Here is a 13,731-nt window from a genome sequence, read left to right as displayed (position 1 = left end):
CCGCTCGTACCGGGGCGGCGTCTGCGCCGCGGTACGCCTTCCAGCGTGCCCCGCCCGGCCGCCCTCACCCAGCCCCCTGCCCTGCCTAGGACTGCCGGACCTACCACTGGCGGGGTCAGGCTGGGGCCCGCGCCCCGTGCGCCGCCCGGAGATACTGGCGGTATGGACCAGCTTGATCAGCGAGCCGAACTCGGCGAGTTCCTGCGCTCCCGCCGGGCCCGCCTGCGCCCCGAGGACGTGGGCCTGCCCGACTACGGGCGCCACCGCCGCGTCCCCGGGCTGCGCCGGGAGGAGCTGGCCCAGCTGGCGGGGGTGTCGGTCGCGTACTACACGCGGCTGGAGCAGGGCAACGGGCACAACGTGTCGACGGAGGTCCTGGACGCGATCGCGCGGGCCCTGAGGCTCGACGACACGGAGTACACCCACCTGACCCACCTGGCCCGCCCCAGGACCCGCAAGCAGCGCAGCCGGGCGCACCGCCCCCAGCAGGTGCGGCCCGAGCTGCGCACGCTGATGGACGCGATGGACGGCGTACCGGCGTACCTGGTGGGGCGGCGGCAGGACGTCATCGCCTGGAACCGGCTGGCCGCGGCGGTCTTCGGGGACTTCGGGGCGCTGCCCGCGCAGGAGCGGAACCTGGTGCGGCTGGTGTTCCTCGACGCGGCGACGGCGGAGCTGTACGCGGACTGGGAGTGCCGGGCCTGCGAGGTGGTGAGCAACCTGCGCATGTACGCGGGCCGGCACCCGGAGGACGAGCAGCTCTCCGCGCTGGTCGGTGAGCTGTCGGTGAAGAACGAGGAGTTCCGCCAGCTGTGGGCGGCGCACACGGTCGCCGCGGACAAGACGCACGGGGTGAAGCAGCTGCGGCACCCGCTGGTGGGCGAGCTGAGCCTGGCGTTCGAGACGCTGCGGCTGCCCGACGACCCGGAGCAGGCGCTGGTGCTGTTCCACCCGGCGCCCGGCTCCCCGTCGTCCGACGCCCTGCGGATGCTGTCGTCGTGGTCGACGCCGTCGGCCGCCCCGGAGCCCTCCCCCGCCCCGCCGCAGGCCCGCAGCCAGAGCTAGGCCGTCTCTTTCGGATCTTGCCGGGCCCGCGACGCCTGGCACCGCGCCTGGCCGCACTGCCGAGACGACCACGTACGGCCCAGTACGCGAACGCCCCGACAGCACGCCCAGACACGGCACCAGACGCCGCGGGCTCGGCCGACAAGATCCGAAAGAGACGGCCTAGGCCGCGTCCTTCGGATCAGGGCGGGACGGCCGGACGGGCGCCCGCGGCGCACGCACGGAGCACACGGAGAAGCGGACGGCGGGACCCTTCCGGGCCCCGCCGTCCGCTGCGGTTCTCTCACGCGTACCGGGAGGTCAGACGGCCGCGCCGGCCTTCCACTCGGCCCAGCCCATGTTCCAGCCGTTGAGGCCGTTGTCGGGCTTGATGGTCTTGTCCGGGGAGTTGACCACGGTGACCACGTCGCCGATCAGCGAGTTGTCGAAGAACCAGGCGCCGGGCTGGTTCGGGTCGTTGGCGCCCTTGGCGTCGTTCAGGCCGACACAGCCGTGGCTGGTGTTGGCGCTGCCGAAGATCGAGTCCGCTCCCCAGTAGTTGCCGTGGATGAAGGTGCCGGAGTTCGACAGCCGCATCGCGTGGGGGACGTCCTTGATGTCGTACTCGCCCTTGCCGTCGTCGTCCGTGAAGCCGACGGTGGCGCCGTTCATCCGGGTCTCCTTGAACTTCTCGGAGATCACCATCTGGCCGTTGTACGTCGGGTTCGCCGGGGAGCCCGCCGAGATCGGGATGGTCTTGAGGACCGCGCCGTCCCGGGTGACCGTCATCTTCTTCGTCTTCGCGTCGACCGTGGAGACCTGGCTGCGGCCGATCTTGAAGGTCACGGTCTTGCTCTGGACGCCCTGGACCCCGGGAGCGCCCTGCACGCCCTCCAGTGCCAGCTTCAGCGTGACGGTGGAGTTCGCCTGCCAGTACTGCTCCGGACGGAAGTCGAGGCGCTGCGAACCGAACCAGTGGCCGACGACTTCCTGGCCGCTGCTGGAGCTCACGTCGATGGCCGCCTGGACGGCCTTCTGGTCCTTGATCGGCTTGTTGAAGGTGATCGAGACCGGCATGCCCACGCCGACGGTCTGGCCCTCGTCCGGGATGAACGAGCCGACGAAGCTGTTCTCCGGGGAGATGGTCGTGAAGGAGGCGTTCTCGTGCGCCTCGCGCCCGTCGGCGTCCTTCGCGGTCGCCGCCAGGGCGTACTTCGTGGAGCGCTTCAGGGCCGCGTCGGGCTTCCAGCTCTTGCCGTCGGCAGCGATCTTGCCCGCCACGGCCGCGCCCTCGGAGCTCTTCAGCTCCACCTTCGTCAGGGTGCCGTCGGTTACGGCCACGTTGGTGGCGTCGTTGAGGCCGACGTTGGTGGCGCCGTCCTTCGGAGTGATGGCTATTCGGGCCTTGGAGGCGTCCTTGGCCGCCGCCGCGTCGACGTCCGCCTGGGACTTGCTGGTCTCGCTCGCGCTCGGCTTGTCACCGCCGTCACCGCTGCAGGCCGAGAGCACCAGTACGCCGCCGAGCACGGCGGATACGGCCACCAGGGACCTTCTCCGCCGCTTGCTGTCCGTCCTCAACACGTCACTCCATCGTCGCCGGATACCCCGCGGCTGCCGTCGCGGGGTTGGCCGGGCAGGGGGCACGGCCCCCTGCCTCGTCCCTGACAACGCGTTAACGTCGGAGTTCGGTTCCACCATCCGTTGGGATGTGGGCAACCCCACGGTCAGGCGTTGTCGGTTTCTTGGTCGAAGTCCCCATCTTCCTCGTCCAGGTCCCACTCCATGGACTCGGGGTCGTATTCGACGGGCTCGCTGCTCCAGGAGGCCTGCGCGAGTTCCACCCCGGGGATGTCGACGACCAGGTCAGTGGGGTCGACGAGGTACGCGAGGGCCTCCGACTCGTCCTCGCGGACGGCGGACTCGGCGTGGCCGCGCTCCTCGTCCGGCATGAACTCGTCGGCCTTGATGTGCGCGAGGGCGGCTCCGGTGAGTGCATCCGGATCCGGCACCTCCAGTACCAAATCCACCCGAAGCCGTACGTACCGTGATGTCTCAGAAGGTTCCATACGACGGAGAGTAAGCCCGGGGAACCCCCGGCTTTCCCACGACCCGCCCCTTTCCGTAGCATCACCGCACACGGCCAATTCGCTGCTGCCACAAGGGGGATCGCACCGTGTCCGCACGCCGACCGCTGCTCACCGCTCTCGGAGCGACCACCCTCCTCGCCGCCCTGTGGTTCGTCCCCTCGGCGGGAGCCACCGCGCCGGGTCCCGGCACGAGCCGTTCCGGCGCGCCCGCCGCCACGGACGGCGGGGGTCCCGCCGCCACGGCGACGACCGGAACCATCACGGGCGGAACCGTCCCGCACGCGGCCGGGAAGCCCGCGCCGCTCCGGCTCGCGGACACCGGCTCCGTGGACACCACCCCGTACCTGCTGGGCGGCACCGCCTGCCTGGGCCTCGGGGCGGGGTTCGTGGTCTTCTCGGTACGCCGCGCCCGGACGCCGTAGACCGGGGCCCGCGGGCACCGGGGCGCCGGCCCGGAAACGGAAACGGAAGGGGCCGCCCCCCGACAGGAGGCGGCCCCTTCCGCTGCGCGTCGCCGGCCAGGTCAGGCCAGCGGGCCCGTCACCGGTTCCACGGCGGCGAGGAGCCCGCCCGTACGGACGAACGCGTCGGCGGCGGCCAGGTCGGGGGCGAGGAAACGATCCGGCCCGGGACCCTGCACGCCCGCCGCCCGGGCGGCGTCGATGGCCGCGCGGCTGGCCGGGGCCGGGGTGAGCCCGTGGCGCAGCTCGATGGCCCGGGTGGCCGCGTACAGCTCGATCGCGATGATCCGGGTCAGGTTGTCGATGGCGGTACGGAGCTTGCGCGCCGCCGACCACCCCATGGAGACGTGGTCCTCCTGCATGGCGGAGGAGGGGATGGAGTCGGCGGAGGCGGGGACCGCGAGCCGCTTCATCTCGCTGACCAGGGCGGCCTGCGTGTACTGGGCGATCATCAGGCCGGAGTCCACGCCGGCGTCGTCCGCGAGGAACGGCGGCAGGCCGTGGCTGCGGTTCTTGTCGAGCAGCCGGTCGGTGCGGCGCTCGGCGATGGAACCGAGGTCGGCGGCGGCGATGGCGAGGAAGTCCAGCACGTAGGCGACCGGGGCGCCGTGGAAGTTGCCGTTCGACTCCACGCGTCCGTCGGGCAGGACCACCGGGTTGTCGACGGCGGCGGCCAGCTCGCGGGAGGCCACGAGGGCGGCGTGCGCCATGGTGTCGCGGCCCGCGCCGGCCACCTGCGGGGCGCAGCGCACGGAGTAGGCGTCCTGCACGCGCGGGGCGGTCTCCTCCTGGTAGTGCCGGACGAGCCCGGAGCCCTTCAGGACGGCGGCCATGTTCGCGGCGGAGGCGCCCTGGCCCGGGTGCGGGCGGATGGCGTGCAGCTCGGGCGCGAGGACCTTCTCGGTGCCGAGCAGCGCCTCCAGGGTGAGCGCGGCGGTGATGTCGGCGGAGGTGTACAGCCTGCCGAGGTCGGCGAGAGCCATGACCAGCATGCCGAGCATGCCGTCGGTGCCGTTGAGGAGGGCCAGGCCCTCCTTCTCGCGGAGCTCGACGGGCTCGATGCCCGCCTCGGCGAGCAGCTCGCCGGCGGGGCGGACGGTCCCGTCCGGGCCCTCGGCGTCGCCCTCGCCCATGAGCGCGAGCGCGCAGTGGGAGAGGGGCGCGAGGTCGCCGGAGCAGCCGAGCGAGCCGTACTCGTGGACGACGGGGGTGATGCCCGCGTTCAGCACGTCGGCCATGGTCTGGGCGACGGAGGGGCGGACTCCGGTGTGCCCGGAGGCGACCGTCTTCAGCCGCAGGAACATCAGGGCGCGGACGACCTCCCGCTCGACGCGCGGGCCCATGCCGGCGGCGTGCGAGCGGACGATGTTGCGCTGGAGCTGGGCGCGCAGCTCGGGGCTGATGTGCCGGGAGGCGAGGGCGCCGAAGCCGGTGGACACCCCGTAGACGGGCTCGGGCTTGGCGGCGAGGGCGTCGACGATCGCGCGGGCGCGGGCGAGCGCGTCGAGCGCCTCGCCGGACAGCTCGATCCGGGCGTTGCCGCGGGCGACGGCGATGACGTCCTCGGCGGTGACCCCGGACGTCCCCACCACGACAGTGTGCATATCCATATTCAGCACCCTACGGACTGAATCCCTTCATGTCACTAGCGGCGTCCGCGAGGGTCCCTTCCGCGGCGCGGACGCCCGCCGCGGAGGCCTCGGCAGGCGGCGGGGGCGGCGGGGAGCGGCGGGGAGCGGCGGGGAGCCGCGTTCCCGCCCCGGGGGGCCTCGGTCACTCGCGGCCGCGGAAGCGGCGGCGGTCGCCGGGCCCCTGGGGCGGGGCGTCCGCGAGGCGGACCACGGCCGTGTCGCGGCCCGCGACCACCGGCTTCGCGGAGCGGGCGGCCTTCGCCTTGTACTGGGCCGCGTCCGCCAGCCGGAACAGCCGCCGGGAGGACTTCACCAGCCCGATGGGGTCCCCGGTGGAGGCCACCCCGCAGGCCACGCCGTCGCCGAGCTCCAGCTCGCCCGCCCGGGCGCACAGCTCCTCGGCGACCCGCACCACCTCGTCCGCCGTCGGGCCGGCGCTCACCAGGCAGAACTCGTCCCCGCCCAGCCGCGCCACCAGCGCACCCGGCAGCATGGCGCCGCACAGGCTCAGCACCGACCCGAACCGCTCCAGCAGCCGGTCGCCCATCGCGTGGCCCAGGGTGTCGTTGACCTTCTTGAGCCCGTTGAGGTCGCAGACGGCCAGGCTCACCACCACCCCGGTGCGCCGGTGCTCCTCCAGTGCCTCGTCGAGCCGCATGTCCACCGCCCGCCGGTTGGCGAGCCCGGTCAGCGGGTCGGTGAAGGCGAGGCGCCGGGCCTCCGCCAGCCGCTCGTTCTGCGCGAGCCCCGCGGCGACCACCGCCGCCAGCACCGTCGCGAACTCGGCGTCGTCCTCGTCGAAGTCCGGGAGGCCCTCGTCCCGGGCCACGTACAGCTCGCCCCAGGCTCGCCCGCTGAGCACGATCGGCGCGACGACGCACGTACCGCGCCCGCGGCGGCGCAGGGCCTCCCCGCGCCGCCCGGGACGGGTGCCGACGGCGCTCTCGACCCAGGCGTGCGGGCCGCCGCCGCCCGCCCAGCGCTCGTGCAGGAACTCGGTGATCTCCGGGAAGTCGTGCACGGGGTAGGACTCGTCCTCGGGGAACTCCTCCTCGCCGGCCCGCCGCTCCCCCTCGTTCACGAGCACCCGCAGGCGGCCCCGCTCCCGCTCCCAGGCGGAGATCGCGGCGAACGACCCGTCCATCGCCACCCGCGCCCCCCGTGCGGCCGCTCGCACGCTGTCCTGCGGCGCGCACGCCGCGGCCATCGCTTGCGCGAGTCCCACCACGGCCCGCAGCCGTGCGTCAACGCCCATCACCCCAGGTTAGGGGGTTTGTCTGATTTAGTGACAATTTGGCGCGGCATTGCCCCGTCCGGAAATCCCGCGGGCACCCGGCCCGGACCCGGGCGGGGCGGGCCGGGGCGGGGCGGCACGGCCCAGGGGGCTACTGCCCGGGCCAGTTCGGCTTCCGCTTCTCGTTGAACGCCGCCACGCCCTCCGCCCGGTCCCCCGAGAAGGCCACCGTGCGCCAGGCCGCGTCCTCGATCTCCAGACCGGCCTGGAGGTCCATCCCGTGCCCCAGCCGCAGCGCCCGCTTGGCCGCCCGCAGCCCCACCGGGGAGTTCGCCGCCATCCGGCCCGCCAGCGCCAGCGCCTCCGCCGTGTCCGTGCCGGCCGCGACCACGGAGTCCACCAGCCCCAGGGACAGCGCCTCGGCGGCCTCGACCCGGCGCGCCGTGAAGATCAGCTCGGCGGCCCGCGCCGCGCCCACCCGGCGCGGCAGCAGCTGCGTGCCCCCGCCGCCGGGGATGACGCCCACGGACACCTCGGGCAGGCCGACCACCGCCGTCTCGTCGGCGACGATCACGTCACAGGCCAGGGCCAGCTCGAAGCCGCCGCCCAGGGCGTAGCCGTGGACCGCCGCGATCGTGGGCATCGGCAGCTCCAGCACGCCGCCGTACGCCCCCCGCGTGGTCGGCCGCTGCCGCACCAGCTCGGCGTCGGAGAGGGAGTTCCGCTCCTTGAGGTCCGCCCCGACGCAGAAGGCCCGCTCGGCGGCCGAGGAGACGACGACGACCCGCACGGAGGGATCGGCGGCGAGGCCGGCGCAGGCCGCCCCGATGGCGCGGGCCATCCCGGTCGAGACCGCGTTCATGGCCTTCGGGCGGTCCAGGACCAGCTCCACGACCCCGTCGTCGCCGTGGCGGCGCACCGATACGAATTCCGACTCGACAGCCGACGGTTCCACTGACACAGGCCCTCCCGGTTAACGAACGTTACCGAGGGATCCTAGGCGGTCCCGTCAACCCCGCCCCGGCCGTGCGGCGCCCGGCCACGCCCGTCCGGAGCCGGCCCGCACCGGCCGCGCCCGGCCCGGGGCGCCGGGCCCGGGCGGTGCGCCGCACCTGGGCGGGGCGCCGGGCCCCGCCCGTACCGCCGTGCCACCCCGGGCCGGGAGGCCTACGCCGAGCCCGCCCGCTTCCGCCGCGTCAGCGACCACGGTTCCACGACGCCGAGCCCGCGCACGGGCCGCTGCCACATCGGCTGGAGCGCGAAGCGGTACACGCCGCCGCCCTCCTCCGACTCGGCTTCCTTCTCCGACACCGGCGCGGCCCCGGTCCGGCCCAGTTCCTCGGCCATCGCGCCGTCCACCAGCACCGCGTCCTTCGGCGCTATCGACGTCAGCCGGCTCGCCAGGTTCACCGTCGTCCCGAAGACGTCGCCCATCCGGGTCGTCACCGTGCCGAAGGCGATCCCGACCCGAAGCTCGGGCATCTGCGGGTCCGCCTCCATCGTCTCGATGAGCCGCAGCGCGATCTCCGCCGCCGTCGCGGCGTCGTCGGCGCAGTACAGCACCTCGTCGCCCAGCGTCTTGATCAGCCGGCCGCCGTGCGCGGCCACCAGGTCCGCCGCCGTCGTCTCGAAGGCCTCGACCAGCTCGCCGAGCTCCTCCTCCTCCAGCCGCCGCGTCAGCCGGGTGAAGCCCACCAGGTCCGCGAAGCCCACCGCGAGCCGCCGGTCGACCATCTCCTCGTCGTCCGCCACCTGCACCACCCGCCCGGTCGCGGCCGCCAGCTGGCGGCGCCACACGTAGACGAGGAACTCCTCCAGCTCCGGCAGCAGCAGCTCGACCAGCGGGTACGTGACCTCCGTACGGGTCATCCCCGGCTCCGGCGGCTCCGTCAGCCCCTCCAGGAACGAGTCGATCTGCCACTCCGCCAGCCGCGCCGTGGTCTGCCCGGTGGACCGCGCGACCTGCACCGCCATCGGCTCGGACAGCAGCCCGGCCTCCACCAGGCCCGCGAGCCGGCGCAGCGCCAGTACGTCGGCCTCCGTCAGCGCCTTGGCCTGGCCGATGTCGGCGAAGCCCATGGCCCGCCAGAAGCGCGAGGCCAGCTCCATCGAGACACCGGCGCTGCGGGCAGCCTGGAACGGGGTGTAGCGGCGCTCGGCGCCGAGGATCAGCTGCTCCAGCCGGATGGCGAGCGGGTCCGCCGTCGGCTGCGCCGTGTAGTCGACCTCGTGGTGGGAGGTGTGCTGGTCCCGCCCGATGGGGGTGCCGGGACCGGTCCCGGGCCCGTTGGAGGAGGCGCTGGGCGAAGGGTCGTCGACGGTCAAGGGCCGCCTCCTGTCCATTCCGTGCGCAATGCCCTGCCGAACCGGTTGATCACCGCGAGCACTGGGATCGCCTAAACCATACGGCAGGTGTGCCGTAGCTCACTCCCCCTACTCGTTCTTTGAGCACTCCCCCGCCCGCACCTTCCCCGGCAGGCCCCCTGGGCCGTACGGGGGAAGCCCGCGGGGACCCGCCCGGGACCGCGCGGACGGCGGGGAGGGGCCGGAACCGGGCGGACGGACGGGCGGGGGCGGCGCCTCAGTGGACCGAGCGCAGGTGGATCACGTCGCCCGCGCCCACCGCCTCGTGCCGGTCCTCGGCCGTACGGATCACCAGGCGGCCGTCGGCGTCCACCGCTTCGGCCGTTCCGGTGAGGACGCGCCCGCCCGGGAGCTCCGCGCGCACGTGGCGGCCGAGGGTGGCGCAGCCCGCCGCGTAGGTCTCCTGGAGGCCGCTGGCGGCGGGGTCGCCGCCGGCCGCGCGCCAGTTCCCGTACCACTGCTCCAGGGAGCGCAGCACGGCCCGCAGCAGCGGGTCCCGGTCGGTCACGGACGCCTTGGCCAGGGCGAGGGACCCGGCGGCGGGCACCGGCAGCTCGTCCTCGGTGAGGGTGACGTTGAGGCCGATCCCGAGGACGACCCCGTCGGAAACCCGCTCGGCGAGGATCCCGCCGGTCTTGCGCTCGTCGCCGTCCACGGTGACCAGCAGGTCGTTGGGCCACTTGAGTGCGGTGTCCACGCCCGCCGCCCGGGACAGCCCGGTCGCGGTGGCCACGCCCGCCAGCAGGGTCAGCCACCCCCAGCGCTCCTGCGGCACCGCGTCGCCCGGCTTGAGCAGGACGGAGAAGAACAGCCCGGACCGGGGCGGCGCGACCCAGCTGCGGTCGAGCCGCCCGCGTCCGGCGGTCTGCTCCTCGGCCACGAGCACGGCCCCCTCGGGGAGCTCCGCGGCCCGGGCGGCGAGGTCGCTGTTGGTGGACCCGGTGGCGGGGACCACCTCCAGGGAGGTCCACAGCCCTCCCTCGGCGACGAGGGCCCGCCGCAGGCCCGCGGCGTTGAGCGGCGGCCGGTCCAGGCTCGACCAGCGTCCGGCGGAAGCTCCGGCTGATGCATCTGAAGGCGTCATGCAACCCAATGTAGGTGTGTCAAACGCCGCACTGCCGAGCGCCATGCCCGCCGATACGCTACGCACCAGTAGCCAGCAGTAGTCAATCAATTGACCAGGCCGTTGACACCACGCAGGGAGCCGCGACCCCGATGTCACAACCGTCAGAGCCGATCGACATGCACACCACCGCGGGCAAGATCGCGGATCTGCAGCGCCGCGTCGACGAAGCCACCCACGCCGGGTCCGCACGGGCCGTGGAGAAGCAGCACGCCAAGGGGAAGCTGACGGCGCGTGAGCGGGTGGCCCTGCTGCTGGACGAGGGGTCCTTCGTCGAGCTCGACGAGTTCGCCCGGCACCGCTCCACCAACTTCGGGCTGGAGAAGACGCGGCCGTACGGCGACGGCGTCGTCACCGGCTACGGCACCGTGGACGGGCGGCCCGTCGCCGTGTTCTCGCAGGACTTCACCGTCTTCGGCGGGGCCCTCGGCGAGGTCTACGGCCAGAAGATCATGAAGGTCATGGACTTCGCGCTGAAGACCGGCTGTCCGCTCGTCGGCATCAACGACTCCGGCGGCGCCCGCATCCAGGAGGGCGTCAGCGCCCTGGGCATGTACGGCGAGATCTTCCGCCGCAACGTGCACGCCTCCGGCGTGATCCCGCAGATCAGCCTCGTCGTCGGGCCGTGCGCCGGCGGCGCCGTGTACTCCCCGGCCATCACCGACTTCACGGTCATGGTCGACCAGACCTCGCACATGTTCATCACCGGCCCGGACGTCATCAAGACCGTCACCGGCGAGGACGTGGGCTTCGAGGAGCTGGGCGGCGCCCGGACGCACAACGCCACCTCCGGCGTGGCCCACCACATGGCCGGGGACGAGAAGGACGCGATCGAGTACGTCAAGTCCCTGCTCTCCTACCTGCCGTCGAACAACCTCTCCGAGGCCCCGGCCTTCCCCGAGGAGGCCGACACGGAGGTGTCGGACACCGACCGCGAGCTCGACGTCCTCATCCCGGACAGCGCGAACCAGCCGTACGACATGCACACCGTGATCGAGCACGTGCTGGACGACGCGGAGTTCCTGGAGACGCAGTCCCTGTTCGCCCCGAACATCCTCACCGGCTTCGGCCGGGTCGAGGGCCACCCGGTCGGCATCGTCGCCAACCAGCCGATGCAGTTCGCCGGCTGTCTGGACATCGACGCCTCCGAGAAGGCGGCCCGCTTCGTCCGGACGTGCGACGCGTTCAACGTCCCGGTCCTGACGTTCGTGGACGTGCCGGGCTTCCTCCCGGGCACCGACCAGGAGTACAACGGGATCATCCGGCGCGGCGCGAAGCTGATCTACGCCTACGCCGAGGCCACCGTCCCCCTGATCACCGTCATCACCCGCAAGGCCTTCGGCGGCGCCTACGACGTCATGGGGTCCAAGCACCTCGGCGCGGACCTCAACCTGGCCTGGCCGACCGCCCAGATCGCCGTCATGGGCGCGCAGGGCGCGGTCAACATCCTGCACCGGCGGACCATCGCCGAGGCGGAGGCGTCCGGCCTGGGCGAGGAGACCCGGGCGCGGCTCATCACCGAGTACGAGGACGCGCTGCTCAACCCGTACACGGCCGCCGAGCGCGGGTACGTCGACGCGGTGGTGATGCCGTCCGAGACGCGCGCGCACGTGGTGAAGGGGCTGCGCCAGCTGCGCACCAAGCGGGAGTCCCTGCCGCCGAAGAAGCACGGCAACATCCCCCTCTAGAGCGCCGAGACCGCGAGGAGCGCACAGTGGTGATCAAGGTCGTCAAGGGCAATCCGACCCCGGAGGAGCTGGCCGCCGCACTGGCGGTGGTCCAGGCGCGCGCGGCCGCGCTGGCGGCGGCGCCGTCGGACGCGCCGCGGGTGCCCGACGCGTGGTCCGCGCCGTCCCGGCTGGCGGCGCACCGGCTGCCGCAGCCGGGACCGGCCGCGTGGGGCCGTACGTACTGGCCGGGCTAGCCCGGCCGCGAAAGATGGTGTGAACGGGGGGTGGCGCCTGAGTACGGGTACTCAGGCGCCACACCTGTCCCGGGCGACAGGATCGGGGCATGCTCTGGTCCGATCCGAAGAACGAGCCCCCCGAGGACATGCGCGACGCCCAAGCGATGATCCGGCGGCTGACCCTCGTGCTGGGGCTCGCGATGCTCGTGGTGGTCTACGTCCTGGGCGTCGGCTTCTAGGCCGCGCCGCGCCGCTCCCCGGACCGCCGCCCGGTCGCCGTCCCGGTCGCCTCCCGGGCCCTCCGGACCGCCCTCCGGGGGCCCCGTGCACGCCCCTACGATGGCCCCATGACTGCCGAACCGCGCTCGCTCGTCCTCGCCTCCGCCTCCCCCGCCCGGCTGAACCTGCTGCGGCAGGCCGGCCTCGCCCCCCACGTGATCGTCAGCGGCTTCGACGAGGACGCGCTGCAGGCCGACTCCCCGTCCGAGCTGGCCCTGGCCCTCGCCGAGGCCAAGGCCGGCGTCGTGGCGGGCCTGGAGGAGGCCGCGGGCGCGCTGGTCATCGGCTGCGACTCGGTGCTGGAGCTGGACGGCGAGGCCCTGGGCAAGCCGGCGGACGCCGAGGAGGCCACCGCGCGCTGGAAGTCGATGCGCGGGCGGGCGGGCGTCCTGCGCACCGGTCACTGCGTGATCGACACGGCGAACGGCCGCCGGGTGTCGGCCACCGCGTCCACGACGGTCCGGTTCGGCGAGCCGACGGACGCGGAGGTCGCGGCGTACGTGGCCAGCGGCGAGCCGCTGCACGTGGCGGGCGCGTTCACCCTGGACGGGCTGTCGGCGCCGTTCGTCGACGGCATCGACGGGGATCCCGGGAACGTGATCGGGCTGTCGCTCCCGCTGCTGCGTTCCCTGCTCGGCGAACTGGGTGTATCCATCACGGATTTGTGGGCCTGAGCTCCCCGAACGGCGGTGGCGGCGGCGTGTCCCGGGCCGCCGCGCGGTCCTCGGCCACCGGGGCGTAGAGCATCAGGACCAGGACCAGCAGACACAGGATCAGCATCATCGCCACGAAGGCGGCCCAGCCGACGAGTGCGACGGCGAGGATGCCGAGCACTCCGTGGGTGACGGCGGCGGTGAACAGGACGATGCGGGCGAAACGGCCGGGGGCCCGGTCGCGCACGGCGGCGACGGCGACGAGCACGGCGCACAGCACGAGGAAGGCGCCCATGCCGGCGCCGAGTCCGTACGTCGCCTTGGACATGAGGTCCGGGTCGCTGCCCGCGATGGACATCGACTGGTTCTGCGTCGTGCGGCCCAGCACGATGTGCACGAGCACGAGCACCGCCGCTTCCGCGACCAGCACGATCGCGGCCAGTGCGGCCACGAGTCTGCGCAGCACGACGTCCACCCCCCACACGTCACAAGCGTGTTCGACGCCTGGAGGCTACTAACGGGTAAACGTGCGGACAAGGGGTCCGGCCCGGTTCGTTGCGGCAGGACCCCCTGGCGTGCCGATCAAGCAAAGAAAACGCGGGCCGTTCGTAGGGACCCCACAAAGAATCACCCGGGCCCGCTGACCGGCCGGACAGAGACCCCGGCCACACGACAGGGTTACTGTGCAGTCGGGGATCCCCCTGACCTGGGGCGCCACAAGGGTTTTCCGCTGGATCGAACCACGCGTCACATTCCGTGTGGGCAAGGTCACCACCGGGAAAGGGTCGAAAGGCCGTGTGGGCTGTCCCTAAACTCAGCTTGTTTTCAAGGAGGGAGCCATCGTGCGCAAGGTGCTCATCGCCAACCGTGGCGAAATCGCTGTCCGCGTTGCCCGGGCCTGCCGGGACGCCGGGATCGCGAGCGTAGCCGTCTACGCCGATCCGGACCG

Annotated in this window: 15 protein-coding genes; 7 read left to right on the top strand and 8 right to left on the bottom strand. The window is 73.2% G+C overall.

The window, feature by feature from the left end; translation table 11 throughout:
* Positions 1–162 precede the first annotated feature (162 nt).
* Positions 163–1,065: a helix-turn-helix domain-containing protein gene (locus ACZ6S8_RS30450; RefSeq protein ID WP_469460636.1), complete on the top strand. Its 903-nt coding sequence runs from the start codon at positions 163–165 to the stop codon at positions 1,063–1,065.
* A 300-nt stretch (positions 1,066–1,365) separates the two neighbouring features.
* On the opposite strand, the gene ACZ6S8_RS30445 is transcribed toward ACZ6S8_RS30450, so the two are convergent.
* Together ACZ6S8_RS30445 and ACZ6S8_RS30440 are read right to left on the bottom strand one after the other, a co-directional pair.
* The gene (locus ACZ6S8_RS30445) at positions 1,366–2,622 is read right to left on the bottom strand and encodes a L,D-transpeptidase (protein WP_469460635.1); all 1,257 of its coding nucleotides are present in this window, start codon (positions 2,620–2,622) and stop codon (positions 1,366–1,368) included.
* A gap of 146 nt (positions 2,623–2,768) precedes the next feature.
* Positions 2,769–3,053, bottom strand: coding sequence for a hypothetical protein (locus ACZ6S8_RS30440; RefSeq protein WP_383932233.1), 285 nt, complete (start codon positions 3,051–3,053; stop codon positions 2,769–2,771).
* A 164-nt stretch (positions 3,054–3,217) separates the two neighbouring features.
* Here ACZ6S8_RS30440 and ACZ6S8_RS30435 point away from each other — a divergent pair, with 164 nt between their 5' ends.
* The gene (locus ACZ6S8_RS30435; RefSeq protein WP_469460634.1) at positions 3,218–3,553 is read left to right on the top strand and encodes a hypothetical protein; all 336 of its coding nucleotides are present in this window, start codon (positions 3,218–3,220) and stop codon (positions 3,551–3,553) included.
* A gap of 101 nt (positions 3,554–3,654) precedes the next feature.
* On the opposite strand, the gene hutH is transcribed toward ACZ6S8_RS30435, so the two are convergent.
* From hutH to ACZ6S8_RS30410, 5 genes are all read right to left on the bottom strand, one after another.
* Positions 3,655–5,196: a histidine ammonia-lyase gene (hutH, locus tag ACZ6S8_RS30430; protein ID WP_469460734.1), complete on the bottom strand. Its 1,542-nt coding sequence runs from the start codon at positions 5,194–5,196 to the stop codon at positions 3,655–3,657.
* A gap of 169 nt (positions 5,197–5,365) precedes the next feature.
* On the bottom strand, positions 5,366–6,478 hold the full coding sequence (locus ACZ6S8_RS30425) for a GGDEF domain-containing protein (RefSeq protein WP_469460633.1): 1,113 nt from the start codon (positions 6,476–6,478) through the stop codon (positions 5,366–5,368).
* Positions 6,479–6,608: 130 nt separating this feature from the next.
* Complete coding sequence (locus ACZ6S8_RS30420; RefSeq protein WP_469460733.1) at positions 6,609–7,412, bottom strand: enoyl-CoA hydratase/isomerase family protein; 804 nt, start codon at positions 7,410–7,412, stop codon at positions 6,609–6,611.
* A gap of 212 nt (positions 7,413–7,624) precedes the next feature.
* Positions 7,625–8,782 (bottom strand): adenylate/guanylate cyclase domain-containing protein, encoded by a 1,158-nt coding sequence (locus ACZ6S8_RS30415; protein WP_469460632.1) that lies wholly within the window; start codon positions 8,780–8,782, stop codon positions 7,625–7,627.
* Positions 8,783–9,038: 256 nt separating this feature from the next.
* Entirely contained in the window at positions 9,039–9,905 is an 867-nt protein-coding gene (locus ACZ6S8_RS30410) for a biotin--[acetyl-CoA-carboxylase] ligase (RefSeq protein WP_469460631.1), read from the bottom strand.
* A 131-nt stretch (positions 9,906–10,036) separates the two neighbouring features.
* On the opposite strand from ACZ6S8_RS30410, the gene ACZ6S8_RS30405 reads away from it, so the two are divergent.
* The 4 genes from ACZ6S8_RS30405 to ACZ6S8_RS30390 all read left to right on the top strand — a co-directional run bounded on the left by ACZ6S8_RS30405 (position 10,037) and on the right by ACZ6S8_RS30390 (position 12,803).
* Positions 10,037–11,632: an acyl-CoA carboxylase subunit beta gene (locus ACZ6S8_RS30405; protein ID WP_469460630.1), complete on the top strand. Its 1,596-nt coding sequence runs from the start codon at positions 10,037–10,039 to the stop codon at positions 11,630–11,632.
* A gap of 26 nt (positions 11,633–11,658) precedes the next feature.
* Positions 11,659–11,868 (top strand): acyl-CoA carboxylase epsilon subunit, encoded by a 210-nt coding sequence (locus tag ACZ6S8_RS30400; protein ID WP_469460629.1) that lies wholly within the window; start codon positions 11,659–11,661, stop codon positions 11,866–11,868.
* 89 nt (positions 11,869–11,957) lie between these two features.
* Positions 11,958–12,089, top strand: a complete 132-nt coding sequence (mmpB, locus tag ACZ6S8_RS30395; RefSeq protein WP_469460628.1) for a morphogenic membrane protein MmpB — start codon at positions 11,958–11,960, stop codon at positions 12,087–12,089.
* A gap of 108 nt (positions 12,090–12,197) precedes the next feature.
* Positions 12,198–12,803 (top strand): Maf family protein, encoded by a 606-nt coding sequence (locus tag ACZ6S8_RS30390; protein WP_469460627.1) that lies wholly within the window; start codon positions 12,198–12,200, stop codon positions 12,801–12,803.
* On the opposite strand, the gene ACZ6S8_RS30385 is transcribed toward ACZ6S8_RS30390, so the two are convergent.
* The gene (locus tag ACZ6S8_RS30385) at positions 12,784–13,266 is read right to left on the bottom strand and encodes a hypothetical protein (protein WP_469460626.1); all 483 of its coding nucleotides are present in this window, start codon (positions 13,264–13,266) and stop codon (positions 12,784–12,786) included. The two genes, ACZ6S8_RS30390 and ACZ6S8_RS30385, sit on opposite strands and share 20 nt — an antisense overlap.
* 358 nt (positions 13,267–13,624) lie before the next feature.
* On the opposite strand from ACZ6S8_RS30385, the gene ACZ6S8_RS30380 reads away from it, so the two are divergent.
* On the top strand, positions 13,625–13,731 hold a 107-nt coding region (locus ACZ6S8_RS30380; protein ID WP_324787317.1), incomplete at its 3' end, for a biotin carboxylase N-terminal domain-containing protein.

It is taken from the genome of Streptomyces sp. NPDC048461 (assembly GCF_055587105.1).
This window is presented reverse-complemented; position numbering and strand designations above follow the sequence as displayed.

What these genes read in the sequence shown, in the direction of transcription:
- ACZ6S8_RS30450 (WP_469460636.1), top strand. Translation starts at nt 163, where the DNA reads ATGGACCAGCTTGATCAGCGAGCCGAACTCGGCGAGTTCCTGCGCTCC.
- hutH (WP_469460734.1), bottom strand. Translation starts at nt 5,196, where the DNA reads ATGCACACTGTCGTGGTGGGGACGTCCGGGGTCACCGCCGAGGACGTC.
- ACZ6S8_RS30425 (WP_469460633.1), bottom strand. Translation starts at nt 6,478, where the DNA reads ATGGGCGTTGACGCACGGCTGCGGGCCGTGGTGGGACTCGCGCAAGCG.
- ACZ6S8_RS30410 (WP_469460631.1), bottom strand. Translation starts at nt 9,905, where the DNA reads ATGACGCCTTCAGATGCATCAGCCGGAGCTTCCGCCGGACGCTGGTCG.
- ACZ6S8_RS30405 (WP_469460630.1), top strand. Translation starts at nt 10,037, where the DNA reads ATGTCACAACCGTCAGAGCCGATCGACATGCACACCACCGCGGGCAAG.
- mmpB (WP_469460628.1), top strand. Translation starts at nt 11,958, where the DNA reads ATGCTCTGGTCCGATCCGAAGAACGAGCCCCCCGAGGACATGCGCGAC.
- ACZ6S8_RS30390 (WP_469460627.1), top strand. Translation starts at nt 12,198, where the DNA reads ATGACTGCCGAACCGCGCTCGCTCGTCCTCGCCTCCGCCTCCCCCGCC.